Origin of the sequence: Escherichia sp. MOD1-EC5950, assembly GCF_002965345.1 — a bacterium.
GTDB classification, from domain to species: domain Bacteria; phylum Pseudomonadota; class Gammaproteobacteria; order Enterobacterales; family Enterobacteriaceae; genus Escherichia; species Escherichia marmotae.
Genome location: NZ_PTSR01000007.1, coordinates 132,126 through 154,165 on the forward strand (window position 1 = coordinate 132,126; position 22,040 = coordinate 154,165).

Annotated in this window: 15 protein-coding genes and 2 pseudogenes; 7 read left to right on the top strand and 10 right to left on the bottom strand. The window is 46.2% G+C overall.

The annotated features are described in order from the left end of the window. Window positions 1-43: 43 nt before the first annotated feature. Genes ptsP through dhaK form a run of 3 tightly spaced genes read right to left on the bottom strand, consistent with a single transcriptional unit; the run spans window position 44 to window position 4,135 of the window. Window positions 44-2,422 carry a phosphoenolpyruvate--protein phosphotransferase gene (gene ptsP / locus BEA93_RS10545; RefSeq protein ID WP_016249532.1) on the bottom strand — a complete coding sequence of 793 codons (2,379 nt, stop codon included), beginning with the start codon at window positions 2,420-2,422 and terminating at the stop codon, window positions 44-46. A 3-nt stretch (window positions 2,423-2,425) separates the two neighbouring features. Beyond that, the gene (dhaL, locus tag BEA93_RS10550; protein WP_000701649.1) at window positions 2,426-3,058 is read right to left on the bottom strand and encodes a dihydroxyacetone kinase subunit DhaL; all 633 of its coding nucleotides are present in this window, start codon (window positions 3,056-3,058) and stop codon (window positions 2,426-2,428) included. A 12-nt stretch (window positions 3,059-3,070) separates the two neighbouring features. Continuing rightward, a complete protein-coding gene (gene dhaK, locus BEA93_RS10555; protein WP_000733763.1) occupies window positions 3,071-4,135 on the bottom strand; it encodes a dihydroxyacetone kinase subunit DhaK in 1,065 nt (354 codons plus the stop codon). Between the two features lie 324 nt (window positions 4,136-4,459). On the opposite strand from dhaK, the gene BEA93_RS10560 reads away from it, so the two are divergent. The 4 genes from BEA93_RS10560 (at window position 4,460) to BEA93_RS10580 (ending at window position 10,109) form a co-directional block, all read left to right on the top strand. Next, entirely contained in the window at window positions 4,460-5,542 is a 1,083-nt protein-coding gene (locus BEA93_RS10560) for a glycerol dehydrogenase (RefSeq protein WP_105224533.1), read from the top strand. 65 nt (window positions 5,543-5,607) lie between these two features. Then, entirely contained in the window at window positions 5,608-6,876 is a 1,269-nt protein-coding gene (locus BEA93_RS10565; RefSeq protein ID WP_016249535.1) for an MFS transporter, read from the top strand. A 17-nt stretch (window positions 6,877-6,893) separates the two neighbouring features. Continuing rightward, the gene (locus tag BEA93_RS10570) at window positions 6,894-8,258 is read left to right on the top strand and encodes an FAD-dependent oxidoreductase (protein WP_024257680.1); all 1,365 of its coding nucleotides are present in this window, start codon (window positions 6,894-6,896) and stop codon (window positions 8,256-8,258) included. Between the two features lie 300 nt (window positions 8,259-8,558). Beyond that, window positions 8,559-10,109, top strand: a complete 1,551-nt coding sequence (locus BEA93_RS10580) for a BCCT family transporter (protein ID WP_105224532.1) — start codon at window positions 8,559-8,561, stop codon at window positions 10,107-10,109. 52 nt (window positions 10,110-10,161) lie between these two features. Here the strand turns inward: BEA93_RS10580 and BEA93_RS10585 are convergent, their stop codons facing one another. The 4 genes from BEA93_RS10585 to gcl form a co-directional block, all read right to left on the bottom strand. Then, complete coding sequence (locus BEA93_RS10585) at window positions 10,162-11,304, bottom strand: glycerate kinase (protein ID WP_016249537.1); 1,143 nt, start codon at window positions 11,302-11,304, stop codon at window positions 10,162-10,164. Between the two features lie 74 nt (window positions 11,305-11,378). Further along, window positions 11,379-12,266 carry a 2-hydroxy-3-oxopropionate reductase gene (locus BEA93_RS10590; RefSeq protein ID WP_001020470.1) on the bottom strand — a complete coding sequence of 296 codons (888 nt, stop codon included), beginning with the start codon at window positions 12,264-12,266 and terminating at the stop codon, window positions 11,379-11,381. Between the two features lie 18 nt (window positions 12,267-12,284). After that, window positions 12,285-13,067, bottom strand: a complete 783-nt coding sequence (gene hyi / locus BEA93_RS10595) for a hydroxypyruvate isomerase (protein WP_105224531.1) — start codon at window positions 13,065-13,067, stop codon at window positions 12,285-12,287. A gap of 12 nt (window positions 13,068-13,079) precedes the next feature. Beyond that, window positions 13,080-14,819, bottom strand: coding sequence for a glyoxylate carboligase (gene gcl, locus BEA93_RS10600; RefSeq protein WP_016249538.1), 1,740 nt, complete (start codon window positions 14,817-14,819; stop codon window positions 13,080-13,082). A 393-nt stretch (window positions 14,820-15,212) separates the two neighbouring features. On the opposite strand from gcl, the gene dhaR reads away from it, so the two are divergent. The 3 genes from dhaR (at window position 15,213) to nhaC (ending at window position 20,222) form a co-directional block, all read left to right on the top strand. Further along, window positions 15,213-17,147 carry a dihydroxyacetone kinase operon transcriptional regulator DhaR gene (gene dhaR / locus BEA93_RS10605; RefSeq protein ID WP_001031487.1) on the top strand — a complete coding sequence of 645 codons (1,935 nt, stop codon included), beginning with the start codon at window positions 15,213-15,215 and terminating at the stop codon, window positions 17,145-17,147. Between the two features lie 286 nt (window positions 17,148-17,433). Further along, window positions 17,434-18,804, top strand: coding sequence for a putative intracellular survival FAD-dependent oxidoreductase IbeA (gene ibeA, locus BEA93_RS10615; protein WP_000397943.1), 1,371 nt, complete (start codon window positions 17,434-17,436; stop codon window positions 18,802-18,804). Between the two features lie 14 nt (window positions 18,805-18,818). Beyond that, window positions 18,819-20,222 carry a Na+/H+ antiporter NhaC gene (gene nhaC / locus BEA93_RS10620; RefSeq protein ID WP_001208427.1) on the top strand — a complete coding sequence of 468 codons (1,404 nt, stop codon included), beginning with the start codon at window positions 18,819-18,821 and terminating at the stop codon, window positions 20,220-20,222. An 86-nt stretch (window positions 20,223-20,308) separates the two neighbouring features. Here the strand turns inward: nhaC and BEA93_RS10625 are convergent. The 3 genes and pseudogenes from BEA93_RS10625 to BEA93_RS10635 form a co-directional block, all read right to left on the bottom strand. Continuing rightward, window positions 20,309-20,484: pseudogene (locus tag BEA93_RS10625) on the bottom strand (hypochlorite stress DNA-binding transcriptional regulator HypT); the annotation flags it as partial. 4 nt (window positions 20,485-20,488) lie between these two features. Beyond that, window positions 20,489-21,661 (bottom strand): beta-aspartyl-peptidase, encoded by a 1,173-nt coding sequence (iadA, locus tag BEA93_RS10630; protein WP_016249540.1) that lies wholly within the window; start codon window positions 21,659-21,661, stop codon window positions 20,489-20,491. Window positions 21,662-21,673: 12 nt separating this feature from the next. Further along, window positions 21,674-21,948: pseudogene (locus tag BEA93_RS10635) on the bottom strand (hypothetical protein); the annotation flags it as partial. Window positions 21,949-22,040: the final 92 nt, after the last annotated feature.

A 22,040-nucleotide genomic window follows, 5' to 3' on the forward strand; every position in this document is an offset into this window, starting at 1 on the left:
TGGAAAATGCGATACGTGTAAGACGTATCGCATTGGGTATGCATTAGTGGGAAGCTCTGATTGCCGCTTTCAGGGCCGGAAGGCGGGATGAACTGGCGCTGAGTTTATCAATTCCCATGTTGAGCAGAAGCGTTGTTTGTTGGGTATCTCCGGCCATTTCGCCACACATACTGACTGGAATTTCATTGTTACGTCCGGCCTGACACACCATAGCAATAGCTTTGATCACCGCATCATTACGATAATCGACCAGTTCTGCGACGGTACTATTTCCCCTGTCTGCCGCCATAATATATTGCGTCAGATCGTTAGTGCCGATGGAGAAGAAATCAACCTCGCTGGCTAATTTATCCGCAATCATTACAGCGGCCGGAACTTCAATCATAATTCCCAGTGCCGGAAGATTTTCAGTAGCGATCTTCAACAATTTGGCCTGCTCTTGTATCAATGTTTTGACAGCATTGACTTCCTCAAGTGTTGAAACCATTGGCAGCATAATTTGCAGCGTGGGATATTGTTTCCCCGCCCGGATAAGTGCGCGTAATTGAGGAATAAATATTTGTGGATGCGCCAGGCACAGCCGAATGCCGCGCAGACCAAGGAATGGGTTGTCTTCTGACGGCAGCGGGTACGACGGCAACGGTTTATCGCCACCAATATCCAGAGTGCGGATAGTTACTGGTTTATCGCCAAAAGCACGGGCAACAGAGCAATACACGCGAAATTGCTCTTCCTCATCGGGTAATGTCGCTGACTCATGGAATAAAAACTCTGTGCGTAGCAAACCAACGCCTTCAGCTCCGTGAGATAGCGCTGCCTCAATGTCTTGCAGGTCACCAATATTCGCCAGTACGCTAATTTTACGACCACTTTGCGTGATAGCGGGCAGCATAGCATCAGCTAACTGACGATCCCTTTTTTGCTGCCAGACTTCAGATCGTTGGAGCAAATCCAGGCGGGTAATTTCATCCGGATTTAACCACAAGCGACCGGTTTCACCATCAAGGATAACCATTTCGTTATCGCGGACGTTTTGCGGGGTAATATCTGCCTTCACAATCGCAGGAATACCCATCGCTCTGGCAAGAATAGCAGTATGCGACGTTGTTCCCCCATGATGGAGACAAATGCCAAGAATATGCTCTTTATTCAGGCTGGTTATCTGCGAAGGCAACAGATCGTTGGCTAACAAAATACAGGGTGCGGTAGTCATAAAGAGTTGCTCACTTACCCCGCAAAGCTGGTTCAGTACCTGACGCGTAAGATCACGGATATCAGCCTCGCGTTCACGTAAGTAGAGTGTTTCTGCCTGACAATATTGTTCTGCCAATGCCTGCATGACTTCTAACCATGCGAATTCCGCCTGTTTGCCCTTTGCCAGATTTTGCTGTAATTGCCGGTTAATCTCGGGATCTTCAAGCATTATCTTATGGGCGGCAAAAATATCGCCTTCAGGTCCTGCTGCTTTATCAGCAAGTTCACGAACTACAGCGTCGATTGCACACTCAATTCGCGATAGTTCTTCTTGCGGAGAATTGACCGTTCGCTGCGTTATTTCCGGTAGTTCACAGGTAAACCATTTTACCGGGCCAATAGCGATACCATTTTGTACCGACAGGCCTGATATTGCGCCATCAACAGGGGCGCTTACTATCGGCATTGTTGTTGGCAGAATCTCAGAAGAGGCGAGCAGGTGAGCCTCACCAAAATGATCTTTCGCCAACGTTTCAATTGCCTTAAGAGCATCACTGGCATCAACGCCTTCGGCCTGGAAGATGATTTCATCGCCACAGCGGACACCCAGCATTGCCAGTTCGTTGAGGCTTCTGGTGCTGGCGCGTTTATCCCCTTTGATGACGATGATGTTTGCAGAGTATTGCGCTGATACTTTCAGGATGCTTGCTGCCGGACGCGCATGAATACCGTGGGGATTACGTATCGTCCAGCAAAAGGTTTGCCATTCGACGGAATGATTGACCTGTGATATCGCAGGTGCAGCAGTGTCTGCAAGATGAGGCGTGAGTTGCTGCTGTTTGGCACATAGGGCAAGATCCACTTCAGCGATAATCTCCGCGGCCGAAAGTCCTGCTGCCGCAGACGTCACCGCAGACATGGCACCTTCCACTATCGGTGCCGCCAAAAGATAGATAGCACTTCTCTGTTCTTCAGAAAGCAATTCCAGAGCCATCTCTGTACTAAGCAATGCACTGCCCATATCCATGAGAACCAGAACGCCTTCCGGCGTCCAGACCGATTCAATAGCAGACATAATTGCTATGGCATCAGTGCCAATCGGATTTTGCGGATCATCAATACCTGCAGCAATAGCCAGAGGAACGACACCACCAGACATTTGAAGTGCTAACTCCTCAATCCCCTGGGCGAGGCGTAGGCTATGAGAAACAATAACAATAGCAACCATAATTTATTCCGCGAATCCTTCCTGCATAGCCTTAATCATCAGCCAGGAGGAGGTAGCGCCTGGATCCTGATGGCCCACACTGCGAGCGCCCAGATAGCTGGCTCGCCCTTTTTTCGCCTGCATATTGATGGTGTTATCAACTGCGGTTGCAGCATCTTGCACCATCGTATTCAGCAGGAGGGAATGCGACATTCCGTCTTGCAGGTTTTTTTTGGCTTCGTTGAGTACCGGAACCCAGACATCACACAGTGTTTTGTCCCCTTGTTCTGCTTTTCCTCGCGCGATGACTCCGGCAATTCCTTCTTCCAGACACGCCAGCCACTCTTCCAGACTTAACTCCGTTCTGGCTCCGACCGCCGCAGAAGCACGAATAAATAATGTGCCGTAGAGGGGACCACTGGCTCCACCTACACTGGAAAGCAGTTTCATACCGGTATTTTTAAGGATGTTGCCAATATGCTGACGTTCAATGTCGGGTAAGATCGCTTTGACCGCACTGAAACCACGATTCATATTGAGACCGTGGTCGGCGTCACCAATATCTCTGTCTAGTGCAGTTAAAAAGTCTTGTTGTTCAGTGAGATGTGTCGCACAACTCTCCAGCCAGGCGATAATATGTTTGTTTTGAATTTTCATATAATGTCCTTATTAACATCCCCAACGAAGAGCCGGTGTATTTACCGGGGCATCCCAAAGCTGCAAAAACTCTGGGGTACACTTCAGCAGGCTAATGGAAAATCCTGCCATGTCTAATGACGTGCAATAATTACCGACCAACTGGCGTGTAATCTTAAGTCCCTGGCGCTGTGCTGCGCGCATAAATACCCTGGTTACACCATATAATTCTGATTCAGGTGTGCTGCCAAGTCCGTTAATTAATACAATATATTCAGCATTTTTATCGAATGATTCATTCATTGATGCCGCGTCAATCCATCCACCGGCATGGCGATCCCAATGGCGTAATGTGCGTCGCCAGGGCGTATTATCCAGTAACTGCGCTATCACGTCGTCGATTAAAGAGTTCAGGTCTTGCAAGGGACGTCGTTCAATACCGGGTTCACCGTGGATCCCAACACCAAATTCAATTTCATTATCTGCCAGTTCAAATGAGGGTTTTCCCGCTGCGGGAACAGTACAGGCTGATAGTGCGATGCCAAAGGAGCGGGTGGCATTGTTAACATCTTTGCCAAGTTGCTCGCATTGCCCAAGGTCATAACCCTGAAGCGCAGCCGCGCCGACAATTTTTTCGACAAACACCGTCCCCGCAACTCCGCGACGCCCGGCTGTGTACAAGCTGTCTTTTACAGCTACGTCATCATCAATAATGACTGTGCCAACGGCGATGCCTTCTTCGTGTAGCATCTCGACTGCGGTTTCGAAATTAAGAATATCGCCAGTGTAATTTTTGATAAAAAACAGAACACCAGAGCCATTATCAACCGCTTTAGCACATTCGATCATTTGATCTGGTGTTGGTGACGTGAAGACTTCGCCAGGGCAAGCGCCAGTTAACATACCCATGCCAACAAAACCTGCATGTAGTGGTTCGTGGCCGGAGCCACCGCCTGAAACCAGCGCCACCGCATTATCGTTCTGTTTGCACCACACATACCGGGGAGAATAATTTGCCTGCAGGTGTGGCCAGGTGGCGATGAGTCCTTCCATTTGTTCTGTCACAACAGAATCAATCTGGTTAATTAATTTCTTCATAGTCATTCCTGTTCTGATAATTACGTAAACCGCGCTAAGGATGTTTGCGAGATTAATTCTCCAGACGCAACAAAACAAACTAAAGGATAATAAGATTCATAATGAAACGGTTAGCTCATGCTGTTGTTTCAAAATGAAATGGAACCTGTGATGGAATTGGGGGATTGTGATTAAAGCTTAAAAAATATTTTTTATTATTGTCTAAGGATGATGTTTTTTACAGCATGATCATAAAACATAATTTTTCGTGAATGAAACATTTGCCGCCACTGGATGCAACGAGTAGGTTAACGGTGAGGCAAAACAAGTTACGCGAGGAATGACATGGATAAGATTATTATAAGTCCGGCTAAATATATTCAGGGAAATGGTTCTTTGGATAATATTGCTATGTATGCGGCAAGTTTGGGAACCGCACCATTAATTATTGCAGATGATTTTGTTACCGGTCTGGTTGGTGACAGGGTCAATAATAGCTTTGCAAAAGAAAATATCGCTGCGGATTTTGATATTTTTTGTGGTGAATGTTCGCAGAATGAAATTTCGCGAATTCGTGATAAGTTTAACCAGCGTAAATATAATGTTGTTATTGGTATTGGCGGTGGTAAAACGCTGGATACAGCAAAAGCCGTAGCATATTACCAAAAAGTTCCGGTAGTAGTTGTACCGACAATTGCTTCCACGGATGCGCCAACCAGTTCGCTGGCGGTAATTTATACCCCGGAAGGTCAGTTTAGTGAATATCTGTTTTTCCCGAAAAATCCAGATATGGTGATTATGGATACAGGCATCATTTCAGCCGCGCCAGTGCGTCTGTTGGTGGCCGGTATGGGGGATGCGCTGTCAACCTGGTTTGAAGCGCGAGCCAATCAGGCATCAGGAAAAGCCACAATGGCAGGCGGGGCGTCCACACTGGCGGCGCTGGCTATTGCCCGGCTTTGTTATACCACGCTGTTGGAAGATGGTTTTAAGGCAAAAGTCGCGGTTGAACAGGGAGTTAGCACCAAAGCGGTAGAGAATATTATCGAAGCTAATACCTATCTTAGTGGCATTGGATTTGAAAGTAGCGGCCTGGCTGCAGCTCATGCTATCCATAATGGTATGACGCAACTGGAGGAATGCCATCATTGCTACCACGGTGAAAAAGTGGCATTTGGTGTTCTGGTTCAACTCATACTGGAAAACGCACCACAGGAGGAAATTGAAACCGTACTTAATTTCTGTAGTAGCGTTGGCTTGCCAACAAATCTCTATATGTTGGGGGTGAAAGAAATTAACAAGGATAAATTACTGGCAGTTGCTGAAGCAGCTACTGCTGAAGGAGAAACTATCCATAATATGCCATTCGAGGTGACCGCGCAGGATGTTCTTTCCGCAATTTTGACCGCACATAATTTAGGACTTTAAAAAATAAACGGCCTGTACAAAGCAGGCCGCTGGTGACATTTAAAATACTTCATTCGGGAATAAATATGACCAGTAACTGGAAACGTTGGATCACGCTGGCGTTATGCGGTATTGCCGGAAGTGCAATATATAAATTACCTTATCTTCGGGAAACCTATTACGATGCCATGCAACAGGCTACCGGAGCAACCAATGCTGAACTTGGTTTTTTAATGACAGCCTATGGACTGGTGAACTTTGTATTATATTTACCGGGCGGTTGGGCCGCTGATAGATTTTCAGCAAGAAAATTAATGACATTTTCATTAATATCAACCGGAATTAGCGGTTTTTATTATGCGACTTTCCCCTCGTATACCATGATCTGTCTGTTACATGCACTTTGGGCTGTGACAACCGTATTTACGTTTTGGGCCGTGTGTGTGCGTATTATTCGTACCCTAGGATCCAGTGAAGAACAAGGGCGCTTATATGGTTACTGGTTTCTTGGTAAGGGATTAACCTCCATTGTACTAGGTTTTCTTTCCGTGCCGGTATTTGCCAAATTTGGTGAAGGTGTCGATGGTTTACGGGCGACAATTATATTCTATTCCGTAGTGACTATTCTGACCGGTGTTTTAGCCTGGTTTGTTTGTCAGGATGAAACGCACAGCGAAGATAAAGCCAATTTCCGTCTGGCGGATATGGCATTCGTGCTGAAAATGCCGACGGTTTGGCTGGCTGGTGCTGTGACCTTTTGTATGTGGTCAATTTATATCGGCTTTGGCATGGTCACGCCGTATCTCACGCAGATCCTGCATATGGGCGAATCGGAAGTGGCAGTTGCCAGTATTCTTCGCGCCTATGTGTTATTTGCGATGGGCGGGTTAATTGGCGGACAACTGGCTGACCGCTGCGCGTCACGCACGCGTTTTATGATCTACGCCTTCATCGGCATGATTGTCTTTACTACCGTTTATTTCTTCCTGCCTGGTGAATCTCGTTATGTCACCATCGCGTTGGCGAACATGGTTGCCCTGGGCGTGTTTATTTACTCCGCGAATGCAGTGTTCTTCTCAATTATTGATGAGGTACGCATTCCGGCAAAAGTTACAGGGACTGCTGCTGGCTTGATCTCTTTACTGACCTATTTCCCGGAAATCTACTGCTACACGATGGTGGGCAATATGGTCGACCGTAAACCGGGTATTGCCGGTTACCAGGATGTCTTCCTGTTCATGCTGGTTTGCGCATTCATCGGCCTTATCGCCGCGCTGGTCCTCCAGCGTGTGAATCGTAAAAGTAAGAATCAAGGTAATGAAATTACTCAAAACAATGTGGACTGTGCATCCTGAGTCCGACGGGGGAATAAATAGTGGACATGATTAACGAAAGTGCGCGACAAACGCCAGTCATTGCGCAAACGGATGTTCTGGTTATCGGTGGCGGTCCGGCAGGTTTAACGGCGGCGATAGCCGCGGGGCGGTTAGGTGCCAGAACCATGATTGTTGAGCGTTACGGATCGCTTGGCGGCGTATTGACGCAGGTCGGTGTGGAAAGTTTTGCCTGGTATCGTCATCCGGGGACGGTAGATTGTGAAGGGATCTGTCGTGAATATGAAGGTCGCGCACGAGCATTGGGTTTTACGCGACCAGAACCTCAGTCAATTAGCGAAGTTATAGATACAGAGGGGTTTAAAGTTGTTGCCGATCAGATGATAACGGAAGCTGGCGTTGAGCCGTTATATCACTCCTGGGTTGTGGACGTGATCAAGGAAGGGGATACGTTATGCGGTGTTATCGTCGAGAATAAATCTGGCCGGGGGGCAATTCTGGCGAAAAGAATCGTCGATTGCACGGGGGATGCTGATATTGCCGCTCGTGCTGGCGCGCCCTGGACGAAACGGAGCAAGGACCAATTGATGGGCGTCACCGTAATGTTCAGTTGCGCTGGTGTTGATGTGGCCCGCTTTAACCGTTTTGTTGAGGAAGAACTTAAGCCAACCTACGCGGATTGGGGGAAAAACTGGACGATTCAAACTACGGGTAAAGAAGACCAGATGTTTAGCCCGTATATGGAGGATATTTTTACCCGCGCGCAACAGGATGGGGTCATCCCAGGCGACGCACAGGCGATTGCCGGAACCTGGTCAACCTTTTCTGAAAGCGGCGAAGCTTTTCAAATGAATATGGTGTACGCCTTTGGTTTTGACTGTACTGATGTCTTCGATTTAACCAAAGCAGAGATCGCCGGAAGGCAGCAAGCATTATGGGCGATTGACGCATTACGCCACTATGTTCCGGGCTTTGAAAATGTGCGGCTACGCAATTTTGGTGCCACGCTGGGCACACGTGAATCACGGCTTATCGAGGGGAAAATCCGTATTGCTGACGATTACGTCCTTAACCAGGGGCGATGCACAGATAGCGTAGGGATCTTCCCGGAATTTATTGATGGTTCCGGTTATCTCATTTTGCCAACGACCGGTCGCTTCTTTCAGATTCCCTACGGCTGCCTGGTGCCGCAAAAAGTGGAGAATTTGCTGGTCGCCGGGCGCTGTATTTCCGCAGGCGTCGTCGCGCATACTTCCATGCGCAACATGATGTGTTGTGCTGTAACTGGTGAGGCTGCAGGGACTGCGGCGGTAGTATCGCTACAGCAACATTGCACCGTGCGTCAGGTTGCTATCCCTGATTTGCAAAACACGCTGAAACAGCAGGGTGTGCGTCTGGCATAACAACAAGGCGCAGAGGGGAAAAAGTCTCTCTGCGCCTTGCAGGAGAAATACCATGAGGGATGATGATCTGGAGCACTTAAGTGCCAATTACTGGATAACCACAGTTCTCTGCGGCCTCTTTTTGGGGATATTCCTGTTTATGCTGCAACAACATCAGCGTGGTTTTTCCCTGTATTGTATTGCTGCGCTCTCACTTATTTGCGCATTTTTTTCTTTACGCCTTTCCCGACAATTGCAACAAATGAAAAAGGAACGGCGAAATATTCGTCCTCATTGAATGAAAACATTCAGGAGACTGACATGCAATATTTCAAAAAACGCTTCTCTTTGATTGAACTGAATGTTTTTATTCCAGCAATGATATTTATTGCGATAATCATTCTGTGTTTGACGATATACCCACAAAATACCAGTAAATATATTAATGAAATGCATCATTTCCTAACCTGGGAAATGGGTGGTATTTTTTTGGTCATGACTTTTTTGGTTGTGCTTTGTTGTCTGTGGCTGGCCTTTTCACGTTATGGGAATATTTTGTTAGGCCAGCCTGGAGAAAAACCTGACTTCAGCTTGTTGACCTGGCTTGGCCTTATTTTTACCTCCGGAACGGGGGGGAGCCTGTTATATCTTGCCTCTGTAGAGTGGATTTGGATCATTCAACAACCTCCTTTTGGTGCAGCAGCAGGAAGCTCTCAGGCTGCTCGTTGGGCCTCTGCTTATGGCATGTTTCATTGGGGACCGTCAGCATGGGCATGGTATCTGATTTGTGCCGTTCCCATTGGCTGGTTTATGCATGTTAAGAAAACAAAATCATTAAAAGTCAGTGAATTATGTCGTGGATGTCTGGGGGCTCGCGCTGATGGTTTTTGCGGGCATTGTGTAAACTTTTTCTATATGTTTGGTTTACTCGGTGGCGCAGTGACGTCTCTGGCGCTGGGAACACCGATGATTTCTGCCGTATTTTGCCATGTATTCAATCTGGATCCCGCAGGGCGGTTTATCAATGTCATGGTTATTTTTATCTGGACGCTGGTGCCATTATTAATTCTCTTTTTTGGACTTAAGAAAGGTGTTGCATGGGCCAGTAACTGGAATATACGTGCCGATATTTTGATGCTTATGGCAATCCTGATTTGTGGACCAACGGCATTTATACTTAACCAGTCAATTGATGGTCTCGGCCTGATGCTACAAAACTTTGTGGCAATGAGTTTAAGTACCGATGCTATTGGCCGTAGCGGATTCCCACAAATGTGGACTGTATTTTATTTTTCATGGTGGGTCGTATATGCCATCCCATTTGGTTTATTTATTGCCCGCATTTCAAAGGGAAGGACGATCCGGCAATTGATTGTTTGCGGAACCCTCGCTGGTTCATTGGGATGCATGGTTTTCTATATGGTACTGGCTAATTTCGGCTTATCGTTGCAGACAACTCATCTTATCGATTTTGTTCCTATTCTGAATGAACAAGGGCGAGGCGTTGTCGTTTCTCGCTTGCTGGAACAGCTACCCGCAAGTCAGATATTTTTGGTTGCTTTTGGGGCTATAGCGTTAATTTCATATATAACCGGACACTGTACTGTCGGTTATGCCCTCGGTTTTGCAACGCAAAAACGGGCAGATTGTGATAGTGAACCTGCATTCTGGAATGTGGCATTTTGGTTGATTATGACCGGAGTCGTCGCCATCACTCTCTATCTTCTTGATGCGCAAAGTTTGCAGCCGCTACAAACGGTCTCTATTCTGGCCGGATTACCGCTTTGCGGTGTCGTGATTATCCTGTTGAAGAGTTTTTTGACGCAACTTGCAGTTGATGAGAAAAACAATGTAAGTGTTGCTGGAATATGATGTTCAGGAATGCCCGATAATTTGCATTATTGGGCATTTTACCGAACGGGAATTAACTTAGAACCGCACGAAAATATCCCGCCAGATTCTCTCCAAGGCGAATTAAATTATCTTCCCCTTGACTCAGCGCGGTGGGTAAATCACAAGGGCCATTGACGACGGAAAAACAGGCCTCTATTCCACACTGACGTAATTCATTCAGATCAAGTTGATCGTCGATATACCCGGCGATTGCTATCACCGGAACCCCCATCATTTGGGCGATTTTGGCAGCACCCACAGGCGCTTTGCCATTCAGGCTCTGACTATCTAATTTACCTTCACCGACAATCGCCAGGGCCGCATATTTTAAATGCTGGGTATATTGAATAGCTTCCAGCACGAGCGAAATACCGGGCTGTAGACGAGCATCAAGAAACGCCATCAACGCTGCGCCAACGCCGCCTGCAGCCCCGGCTCCGGGTATTGCGTCGACGTCTTTACCACAGCAATGGTGGATGCAACGGGCATAGTTTTTCATTCCCTGCTCCAGTTGCTCAAGATCATCAGCACTGGCCCCTTTTTGCTGACCGAAAACCCGGGTTGCGCCGTTATCACCGGTTAGTGGGTTGGTGACATCACAGGCCGCAATAAATTTCACATTTTTCAACCGTGGATCGAGATGTTGTAAGTCAATATGGTGAATTGCTGACAGCCCCATACCATTAACCGAAACAGAATTTCCATCAGCATCAGTGAACAGCGCGCCCAGTGCCGACATTAATCCAACGCCACCATCATTAGTAGCACTACCACCCAGGCACAGAATAACGGTATCAATATTGTGTTCCAGTGCAGCGAGAATAAGTTCGCCAGTTCCGAACGACGTCGTATAAAGGGGCGAGCGCAGGACTGGGGAAACCAGCTCTAGCCCTGAAGCCTGTGCCAGTTCTATCACTGCGGTAGTTTGGTTGCCTAAAATACCGTATTGCGCATGTATCGATTCGCCAAGCGGTCCAGTGACGGTTTTAGTGTAAAACGTACCGTCAGTCGCATGAATGAGTGTTTCGAGCGTGCCTTCGCCACCGTCAGCCACGGGCAAACACACCAGTTGGCTGCCTGGCAGGACCTTGCGCCAGCCAGTTGCCAGTGCTTCGGCTACTTTCCATGCGGGAAGGCATTCTTTAAAGGAGTCGGGGGAGATAACTATCTTCATAGCAGGTCTCTCAAAATAAGGGGATGGGGCTGGGCAACGAGTGAACAAAGGGAACCAGTGGTCCCCTTTGTTCATTATTTACGAATGGTGTAATTGGCTTGTGTTTCAAGCGCCCGAATTAAAGCGGAATGATCCCATTCTTTGCCGCCGAGCGCAGCGCAGGCGCTAAATAATTGTTGTGTCAGCGCCGTGTTAGGTAGCGGTGTATTCAACAGGCGGGCATTTTCCAGTGCCAGATTCAGATCCTTTTGATGCAGACTAATACGAAAACCGGGTTCGAATGTTCCTTTGATCATCCGTTCGCCATGAACTTCCAGCACGCGAGAGGAAGCAAACCCCCCCATCAGAGCTTCACGTACACGGGCGGGATCAGCACCTGATTTGCTGGCAAAGAGCAGGGCTTCAGCCACCGCTTCAATATTCAGTGCAACAATAATTTGGTTAGCGACTTTACACGTTTGACCATCACCGGCATTGCCGACCAGGGTGATATTTTTACCCATCAGTTCCAGAATTGGTTTGATCTGCAAATAAACTTCTTCTCGTCCGCCAACCATAATGGAAAGCGTCCCGGCTTTCGCACCAACTTCACCTCCGGAGACGGGTGCATCGATATATTCCGCGCCAGCCGCGATAATACGTTGCGCAAACGCCTTGGTGGCAACCGGGGAAATTGAACTCATATCAATCACAACCTTCCCCTGGCTTAAACCGTGTATTACGCCATAGTGAGGATGAAAAAGAACATCCTCAACATGCGGTGTATCTGGGAGCATGGTGATGATGATTTCACATTCCTGCGCAACTTCACGGGGAGTAGAGCAAACAATGCCACGTTCACCAATCAGTTCTTGCGGTGCGGGTTCAAAATGTGCTGAAAAATAAAGGGTATGTCCGGCTTGTTGTAAATTATAAGCCATCGGCTTACCCATTATACCTGTACCGATAAATCCAATATTCATGATAAATATCCTTAGAGTTTAAATATGCGTCTCATTTTTTAGCCAGTCCAGACTTTCCGCCGTGGTCGTAGATGGAATATATTCGCAACCAATCCACCCCTGATAACCTATCTGGTCAATATAATTCAGTAACCACGGATAATTAATTTCTCCCGTACCTAGCTCATGGCGTCCTGGGTTGTCGGCTAATTGAATATGTCCAATGTTCTCCAGGTTGTTTTTGAGCGTTATGGCAATATTCCCTTCCATAATTTGCATATGATAAATATCGTATTGGTAGCGCAAATTAGGATTATTTACGGCATGAATAATATTGAGTGCTTGTCTGGTGTTGTTAACAAAAAAACCGGGAATATCTTTTGTATTAATGGCTTCCAGAACCAGCTTTACCCCATGAGATGCCAGCTTATCTGCCGCATAACGTAAATTTTCGACCAGTGTTTCATGGCATTGTTCGTGCGAATAACCACCGGGATGTTTCCCTGCGAGACAGTTAACTTGTGAACAGTTAAGCGCTTGTGCATACATTATCGCCCTGGAAACACCCTCCTGAAATTCTTTTGCCCGGCCTGGATGACATGCGATACCTCGCTCGCCATCTTGCCAGTTACCCGCAGGAAGATTAAACAGAACCTGACTCAGATTATGTTGATGCAGTTGCGAAGCCAACTCGTCAGTGGAAAAGTCATAGGGGAAAAGATATTCAACACCCTGGAACCCTGCGTGACTTGCTTGCGCAAAACGTTCAATAAATGGATGCTCGGTAAAAAGCATTGATAAATTTGCTGCAAATTTTGCCATAATTCCGTTCCCCTATAAGTCGAGAGTTTCTTCAAATTCTGTGACTTTATTAATGTCAGGCCCCATAGCGATATTAGTCACTCGCTCGGTAATAATCTCTACGACCACCGGTACGTGAAATTCGTCACGCAAACGCTGAGCTTCTTGCAGTGCAGGTTCAATATCCTGTGGTGCGAAAACTCGAATAGCTTTACACCCTAATCCCTCTACCACCGCTTTATGATCAACGCCATAACCATCAATCTCTGGAGCATTAATATTTTCAAATGACAATTGAACGCAGTAATCAATATCAAATGCGCGTTGTGATTGACGAATCAAACCAAGATAAGCGTTGTTAAGTAATACATGGATATACGGAAGATTAAATTGTGCGCCGACGGCTAATTCCTCAATTAAGAATTGAAAATCGTAGTCACCGGATATTGCCACAACGGGAACCGTTGGATCAGCTTTTACCGCGCCCAGTGCAGCGGGCATTGTCCAGCCTAGCGGGCCTGCCTGGCAGGCATTAATCCAGTGGCGCGGGCGGTAAACATGCAAAAATTGGTTCGCAGCAATTTGTGCCAGGCCAATTGTCGAGATATAGCGCGTTTCAGGTCCGAAAACCTTATTCATTTCATGGTAAACGCGTTGCGGTTTAATCGGATTACAATCAAAGTCTGAGCGACGAAGCATTGTACGTTTACGCTCGGCACATTCGGCAACCCAATTACTGCGTTCTTTCAGCTCGCCGCGTGCTTTCATATCACGGGCAACTTGAATAAATAGCGTTAAGGCGCTTTCAGCATCTGAAACAATACCCAGATCTGGCGCAAATATTCGGCCAATTTGCGCAGGCTCGATATCAACATGAATGAATTTGCGACCTTCTGTGTAGGTCTCAAGGGCTCCGGTATGGCGGTTTGCCCAACGGTTACCGATACCAAAAACAAAATCTGAGGCCAGATAACTGGCATTGCCATAGCGGTGACCCGCCTGACATCCCATGCGGCCAATCATTAGCGGATGATCGTCTGATAATGCACCCCAGCCGCGTAAGGTTTGAATGACGGGAACGCCGGTTAATTCGACAAACTCGCGTAGCAGTTCGCTTGCTTCGGCGTTAATAATTCCACCGCCAGCGATGATTACCGGTTTTTCGGCGCGGTTTAGCATTTCTAATGCGCGTACTGCCTGGGCCAGCGTTGCCTGGGGTTGCCAGGGGGGGAGTGGCTGATAGAGATCGATATCAAACTCAATTTCGGCCATCTGAACATCAAAAGGGAGATCCAAAAGAACCGGGCCAGGGCGGCCTGAACGCATTTCCCAAAAGGCTTTTTGAAATATTCCCGGTAACTGACCCGCTTCGAGAATAGTGCGTGCCATTTTAGTCACTGGCGTGGCGATTGCCTCGATATCGACGGCTTGAAAATCTTCTTTATGAAGTTTTCCTACAGGGGCCTGACCAGTAATGCACAGAATAGGAATAGAATCCGCGGAGGCAGAATAAAGGCCGGTGATCATATCAGTACCCGCAGGGCCAGATGTGCCGATACACACGCCAATATTGCCATTATGGCTGCGAGTGTAACCTTCAGCCATATGCGAAGCGCCCTCAACATGACGGGCCAGAATGTGATCGATACCGCCTGATTTTTTCATCGCAGCATAGAGTGGGTTTATTGCTGCGCCGGGAACACCAAAAGCAACGCTAATGCCTTCTTTTTTCAGTATTTCTACTGCAGCTTCGATTGCACGCATCCTCGCCATACATTATTTCTCCTGATATTTACGCTGATTAGAATAGCCAGCCAATGTTGGAATTTAACGATGAAATATCTTTGAGGAAATGAAATGGCAGAACAATTTTCGCTGTACTGTTTCACACTGAAACAGCTTTAATGATGATATTGTTTCAGTTTGGATAATTATAAATATCAAGTACAAAGATTTCAGATGTTGTTGGCAGTTTTAAAATTTATCTAATGTATCGTTCGTTTTTTATTGCTTTAAAGGTTATTCTTTCTAATGGATGAGTTATTACATTGTTGATAGGGTCTGTTTTTGTAGCAAAGTAGACCTGATATTATTGCGTTTGATCAATCTTACTGCCATAGCATTCTGATACAAGTTCTAAAAGTGACTTAAATGGATATTCTTATAATGAATAAAGAGTCGTATCATAATGATCTAAAAAATAAATGGAAAATGTTTGTTAAGCATGGTTGGGTTGCAACAAATTCGACAAATCATGTAATGCTGCGATCATGGCAAAAATGCCTGAAGCATTGTGATCCTCGCCACTGGAACACACCTGTTAAAGCTTCCGGGCAAACATTACAAACGATTTTATCTCGTAACAAAGAGTTTATTAGAATTTCGCAAAGAGTTGTTGAAGACCATTTTACGCTGTCTGGTGATGGCCACCTGGCATTTTTAATCCTAGATCCTCACGGTTGGGTATTATCGTTATATGCAGCAGATGATTATTCCAGTCAATTGAGAGATTTAGGGATTGAATCTGGCATGTCATGGGCGGAAGATGGAATTGGAACCAATGTATATGGTCTCTGCCGGGAAACAAATTTATATACGCAACTGGAAGGTGCAGAGCATTTCAGTGAGCAATTGCATAGCTATGCAATGAGCTCCGCTCCAGTCATTGATTATTATGGTAATATTCATGGATATATTTTATGCATAACTGAAGCAACAGCAGAACTCGTTAAATTAAGAACATCATATTCATGTGCCACAGAAATTGCTAACTATATCTATATTGAAAATGAGCAAAAATTAATAAATAAAGTGCTCTGTCAACACAATGCAGTGATTGAATGTATGGATGATGGTTTTATTTGTTGGAATAGCAATTCTTTAATTACAATGGTCAATCCTCAGGCGCAAATATTACTGAGTATTGATAAGGAAAATTTAATTGGTCAGAACATTAGAAAAGGATTCGTATTTCCGCCTATTTTAAATGAGGCAATTACGCAACGAAATAAACTATCACAAAAGCAAATTGTTCTTGAATGTCGTGGTGAGTTCATTGAGCTAATGGTTACCCTTCGTCCACTGAGTGATGGTTCGTTTCTACTTTTTCTTCACCCGTTAGATAAAATTAGAAAAATAGCCCAACAACAAATAAGTACTAACGCAAATTTTACCTTTGATAGTTTACATGCAGCTTCAAGCGGCATGAAGCAGGTACTGCTTATCGCTCGCCGGGCAATTAAGTCTATCTCTCCGATTCTGATCAATGGTGAAGAAGGGGTGGGCAAATTGAGTCTGGCGATGGCAATACATAATGAGAGCGAGCAACGTGATGGACCGTTTATTTCTGTGGATTGTCAGATGCTATCACCAGAAAATATCTTACACGAACTTCTTGGCTCTGATGTTGGCCCTTCGCCATCGAAATTTGAGCTGGCGCATAATGGCACCTTATATCTGGATAAAGTGGAATATCTTTCTGGAGAGGTTCAGAGTGTTTTATTGAAAGTATTAAAAACTGGACTTGTTACAAGATCAGACAGCCATCGTTTTATCCCCGTACGTTTTCGTTTGATTACATGTACCAGTAGTTCTTTACGCGAGTACGTTCAGCAAGGGGCTTTTAGCCGCCAGTTATATTATGAGATCTCCATGAATGAAATTGAGATCCCGCCATTGCGTAAACGTCGGGAAGATCTCAAGCAAATGGTTGATGATATTATTGATAAATATCAGGAACGTACCAGAAAGAAAATGACGATCACGCCAGATGCAAATGCAGTTCTGCTTGAGTACCGTTGGCCTGGGAACATATCTGAGTTCAAGAATCGAATGGAGAAGGTTTTTATTAACTGCAATAGGCTTGTTCTCGGGTTGGAGAATATTCCTTTGGATATCCGCCAAAATAACGGTAGTGGTGAAGATGATATCCCTCATCTTACTTCACTGGCCGAACTGGAGATGCAAGCTATCGAGCATACATGTCGCGTCTGCGAATGGAATCTGACTAAAGCCGCTGAGGTATTAAAAATTGGTCGTACAACATTATGGCGTAAGCTTAAAAACTATAATCTCTATCCGGATGTTGAACATGCAGACTGACGCTTTTCAAATTGAAAAGGCTTTAATATCGCAATGTTTCATTTTGGTGCAGTGACTGAATTGAATTGAAATATTGTGATGTGCTCCATAAATACCATTATGATAATAAGTTAAGGGGCAAGAAAATGTGTGCGCACTCCTGAAATAATAAAAAACAGGCAAAGAGAGATGATCTCCTTGTATGTCTGTATTAGCATGATGTTGCTTGTTAATAATTAAAAATATCAACGCGCTTATATAAGCGCGAGGGTTTATTTTACTCAATTATTGAATACGGAGATAAAGTATGGAATTTTATCTGGAACCCGCTCGCAATATACCTGTTCTGGCAACCACAGAAGTATTAGTTGTCGGCGGCGGGCCATCGGGTATTGCTGCAGCAATGAGTGCCGCTCGTGAGGGGGCGACAACGATGCTGATTGAGCGTTTCGGCTGTTTTGGCGGCATGATGACGACGGCTGGTGTAGAGTCAATTGCCTGGTGGCGTCATGAAAATACGGTGGAGTCAGGCGGGCTGGCGCGCGAAATAGAAGAAACCGCAAGATCAATGGGGGCGTCCAGCCCCGAGCCGCAATCGAATAGTCAGGCTATTAACGCCGAGCGTTTCAAACTCGTTGCGGATGCAATGCTTGAACAGGCAGGTGTACGTCGCGTACTGCATATTACTGCTGTTGATGTTATTAAGCAGGGTAATAATTTACTCGGAGTAATCACTGAGAGTAAATCAGGACGTCAGGCTATTTTGGCGAATGTCATTATTGACTGTACTGGCGATGCTGATATTGCATGGTTTGCCGGGGCACCATTTATTAAGCGCGATCGTGCAGAACTAATGTGCATGACAACTGTTTTTAGCTGTGCAAATGTGAATAAAGACGCGTTTATGCAAAATATTAAGACCACTCAGCCTAAATATGGTGATTGGGGAGCAGACGAAGAAAATAAAAATTGGTCTTATGATGTCCATGAATCTTGTCGTGATATGTTTAGTCCTTATCTGGGTAAAGTCTTTGCGAAAGGAAAATCTGCAGGAATTATTCCAAAGGATGTGACGTTAGGTGGTTCCTGGAGTACGGTCACCGAGTATGGAGATGCAAATTATTTGAACGTTGTTAGCATCCCGGCTGTTGATTGTACGGATGTTTTTGACCTGACACGTGCGGAAATAGAAGGCCGTAAGCAAGCTATGCAGGCAATTGAAGCTTTGCGTCAGTTCCAGCCAGGATTCGAACAAGCACAATTAAAAAACTTCGGTATGACAGTGGGAACAAGGGAATCAAGACATATTCTTGGGCGAAATAAACTAACTGAAGATGATATTTGTAATGAAGGGCGTCATGCTGACTCGATAGGTGTATTCCCTGAATTTATAGATGGCAATGGCCATCTTAAATTACCTCTCGAAGCGCATTATTTTCAAATCCCTTATGGTGTAATGATTCCGCAGCAAGTTGAGAATCTGCTGGTTTGCGGAAGAGCAATTGATGCAGATAATTTTGCATACGCGACAATTCGCAATATGGGCTGCTGCATTGTTACTGGAGAAGGTGCAGGAACGGCCGCTGCAATCGCTATTAAAAATAATACTGCCGTTTCACAGGTGGATATTAAGGCTGTACAGGAACGCTTACAGCAAAATGGCGTTAAAGTATTTTAACAGGGAATAGAGTTATGAGAGAAAAACCCAGTTTTTATGTCGCGCTAACACCGATCATTTTTATGATGATCGTGTTAGTTGTTGGCATCGGCGTTATGGGCTGGCCTGCCAGCGTCTGTTTATTAATTTCAGCGGCTTTTTCCTGCATTATTGCGATGGCTAAGCTGAAGTATACCTGGGATGAAATCCAGGGTTTTATTATTGATAAAATTTCGGCAGTAATGGCACCAGTACTTATTGTTATTTTCGTTGGCTTTATGGTCGCGACATGGAGCTATGCGGGTACGCTGCCGATGCTGGTTTATTACGGTATGTTACTGGTTGCTCCCGCATGGCTTTATGCCATAGCGTTTTTTCTGAACGCAGTGTTGTCCTATGTTTCTGGAGCATCATGGGGGTCTGTCGCTTCAATTGGTGTTGCCCTAATGGGGATTGGTTCTGGCTTAAATGCCGATCTTCCGATTCTGGCGGCGGCCATTGTTACTGGGGCTTATTTTGGCGACAAACTTTCACCATTAAGTGATACAACCAACCTGACTTCTGCGGTTACCAAAACTAAACTCTATGATCTGATTAAATATCTGCTCTGGACAACCATCCCATCAACGATTATTAGCCTGTTGTTTTTTACCTGGCTGGGGATGATTCATACTTCTACAGGGTCTATTTCTCCAGAAAGTATGCAAATGCTGGTACAGCTCAAAGAATTATATAAGTTTGGTTTGTTACCGCTATTACCTATGCTTATTGTTTTGTGCTTTACCTTTTTGCGTTTGCCTACAGTACCTGCATTATTAAGCAGTGCATTTGTGGCAGTGCTGGTTGGATGGCTGTATCAAGGTTTCCCGTTGGCAGAAGGTATTAAGGCCACAATGAGTGGTTTCCGTCTGACGATGATCACTGATTCAACGACGTTGCTACCTTCGGTGAAAGAACTACTTGAACAGGGGGGGCTTAATAATCAGGGCGGTTTCCTGTCATTTATTATCTGTGCCATGATGTTTGCTGGCATCCTGACGGGAACTGGAATGATGGATGTCACATTACAAAGTGCGGCAAACAAAATAAAAAGTGCTTTTGGTGCTATTCTGGCAAGCGGTGTTTTAGCAATAATCATTAACTTGCTTACCGGTTCTGATGGTTTAAATAAGATTGTTATTTCCGAATTGATGATGAAGAAGTTCGAAGATCTTAATTTATCACCATTAGTCTTAGCCCGAACGCTGGAAGATTTTGGCACCATGAGTGCGCCAATTATTCCGTGGTCGGCTGCTGGGTTATATATGGCAACAACATTGGGTGTTCCGACGTTTAGTTATCTGCCGTACTGTGTGTTCTGTTTCTGCTCGATGATATTTGCGTTGATTTATGCTTCTACAGGTTTCCGTTTACTGCGTTTTAATGAAGCAAAAGCCTGAGTTATTCAAGATAATAAATGCGTTTGCCGGATGGATTAATCTCCATCCGGCGTTAATGTCAGAATCCAATTTTCTCCAGAAAAATTTCAGCTAAGCACAATTTCCAGCTCGCGTATTTCACGCCAGAAGCGTTCCGCTACTGGATTTATGCAGGTGTTCATTCGGTATGCGTAGGCCTGAATCGGGATCACCAGCTCGTCCCGATTCAGAACAATAAGCTACCGCTGCGAATTTCCAGTTGAATTGTCAGGTATTCTCGTAACCGCTTATGCAGTTTCAAACGTTCCTTTCACACACGCCTTGCCGTCTTTGACCATCAGTTTGCCGCGAGCGTATACCTGCGCAATGCGCAGCTTCGGTGTCAATACCAGCAAATCCGCGTCATTACCTGGCAGGATTTCACCTTTCCCGGTCAGGTTAAGGAAACCGGCTACGCTACTGGTGAGCGGGCGCAGGGCATCGCTGATACTGAAACCGTAGTCTTTAACCAGCACCTGCACGGTTTCCAGCAACGTCTCAAAACCCGCAACGCCGATATGGGTTAAATTCCCTTCGTCGTCGAAGAAGGGTTGGCTGCCGTTGCCGTCAGAGCTAAGGGTGACGCGTGCCAGCGGAATACCCGCCTGAACGGCGCGGGCAATACCTTCGGCAGGGGCGACCGGTTCGTCAATGCTGCTGGTAATGTCGATGGTGCCACCCTGGCGCGCGAACTCCAGCGCCTGCTCAAACAAAGGCACGTTGCGGTTAACATGCGTCGGCAGCAACTTACTGATTGGCACATCGCAGTTTTCCAGGAGGTCATAGATGGGCTGTAACGCCTTTTTGCTGTCGCCCATGTGGAACACGGTGACGCCAGGCTTACCGCCGAGCAAGCCACCAACGCGGGATTCTGCTGCCATATTGGCCAGATGGTAAACATCCGGCGCGGCAGAGCGGTGATCAGAGATGGCACATTTCACGCCAATCACGCGATCGATAATCGCCACATCCTTTTCCACAGAACCCGTAATGGTGCGGGAAGGTACATGATAAGCACCGGTCAGCATCCAGGCGCTGATGCCTTCTTCATTGAGTGCTCGGGTCTTGGCGAGTAGGGATTCCGGATGGCGAGAGATAGAGTCAGTGCCCAGCAGGCCAACTACCGACGTGACGCCCGCTTCCGTCAGGCGGCTTAATGCTACTTCCGGCGTGCGTGTTGTGGGGCCAGCTTCACCACCGCCGCCAATCAAATGGACGTGTTGATCAATAAAACCCGGACAGAGGATCTGCCCGCTGAGATCGACAACCGTGCAGTCCGGTACGATGTCAGAAGGGATATTGCTGGCAACGGCGATAATCTTGCCGTTAGCGATTAACACATCGCAAATACCCCGATCCTCCGGCGCATACAAATGCGCTCCCTGCAACAGGGTAAAACCGGCTGCGGAATAATCAATCATGGTAACTCCTTGTTAAACAATAAGCTGCATAACCCAAATCGACAGCAATGCGTTAATCACGCAGACCGTAATGATATGCGGGTAATATTTGGCATTCACTTCGGCTGTCTCCAGGCAGCGACCGACATTTTGCACCGGGTTGCCCATTAAATACATCGCGAGCAGTAAAACGGTGACATCATGATCGGTTAATGCGCCCGCGGTCGCCTGGCTGGCAGCAACGCCGACCGCGTCGTCCATACTCATCAACGTGGCTAAAAGACAGTTGCCGCTTCACCGGGCATTCCCACAACGTTTTTGTGACCGTGTGTTGCTACGTGTTTTTTGCAGAGTGGAAAAATAGGATTGAGTTGCAGAAAATTCATAAACACAGTGACAA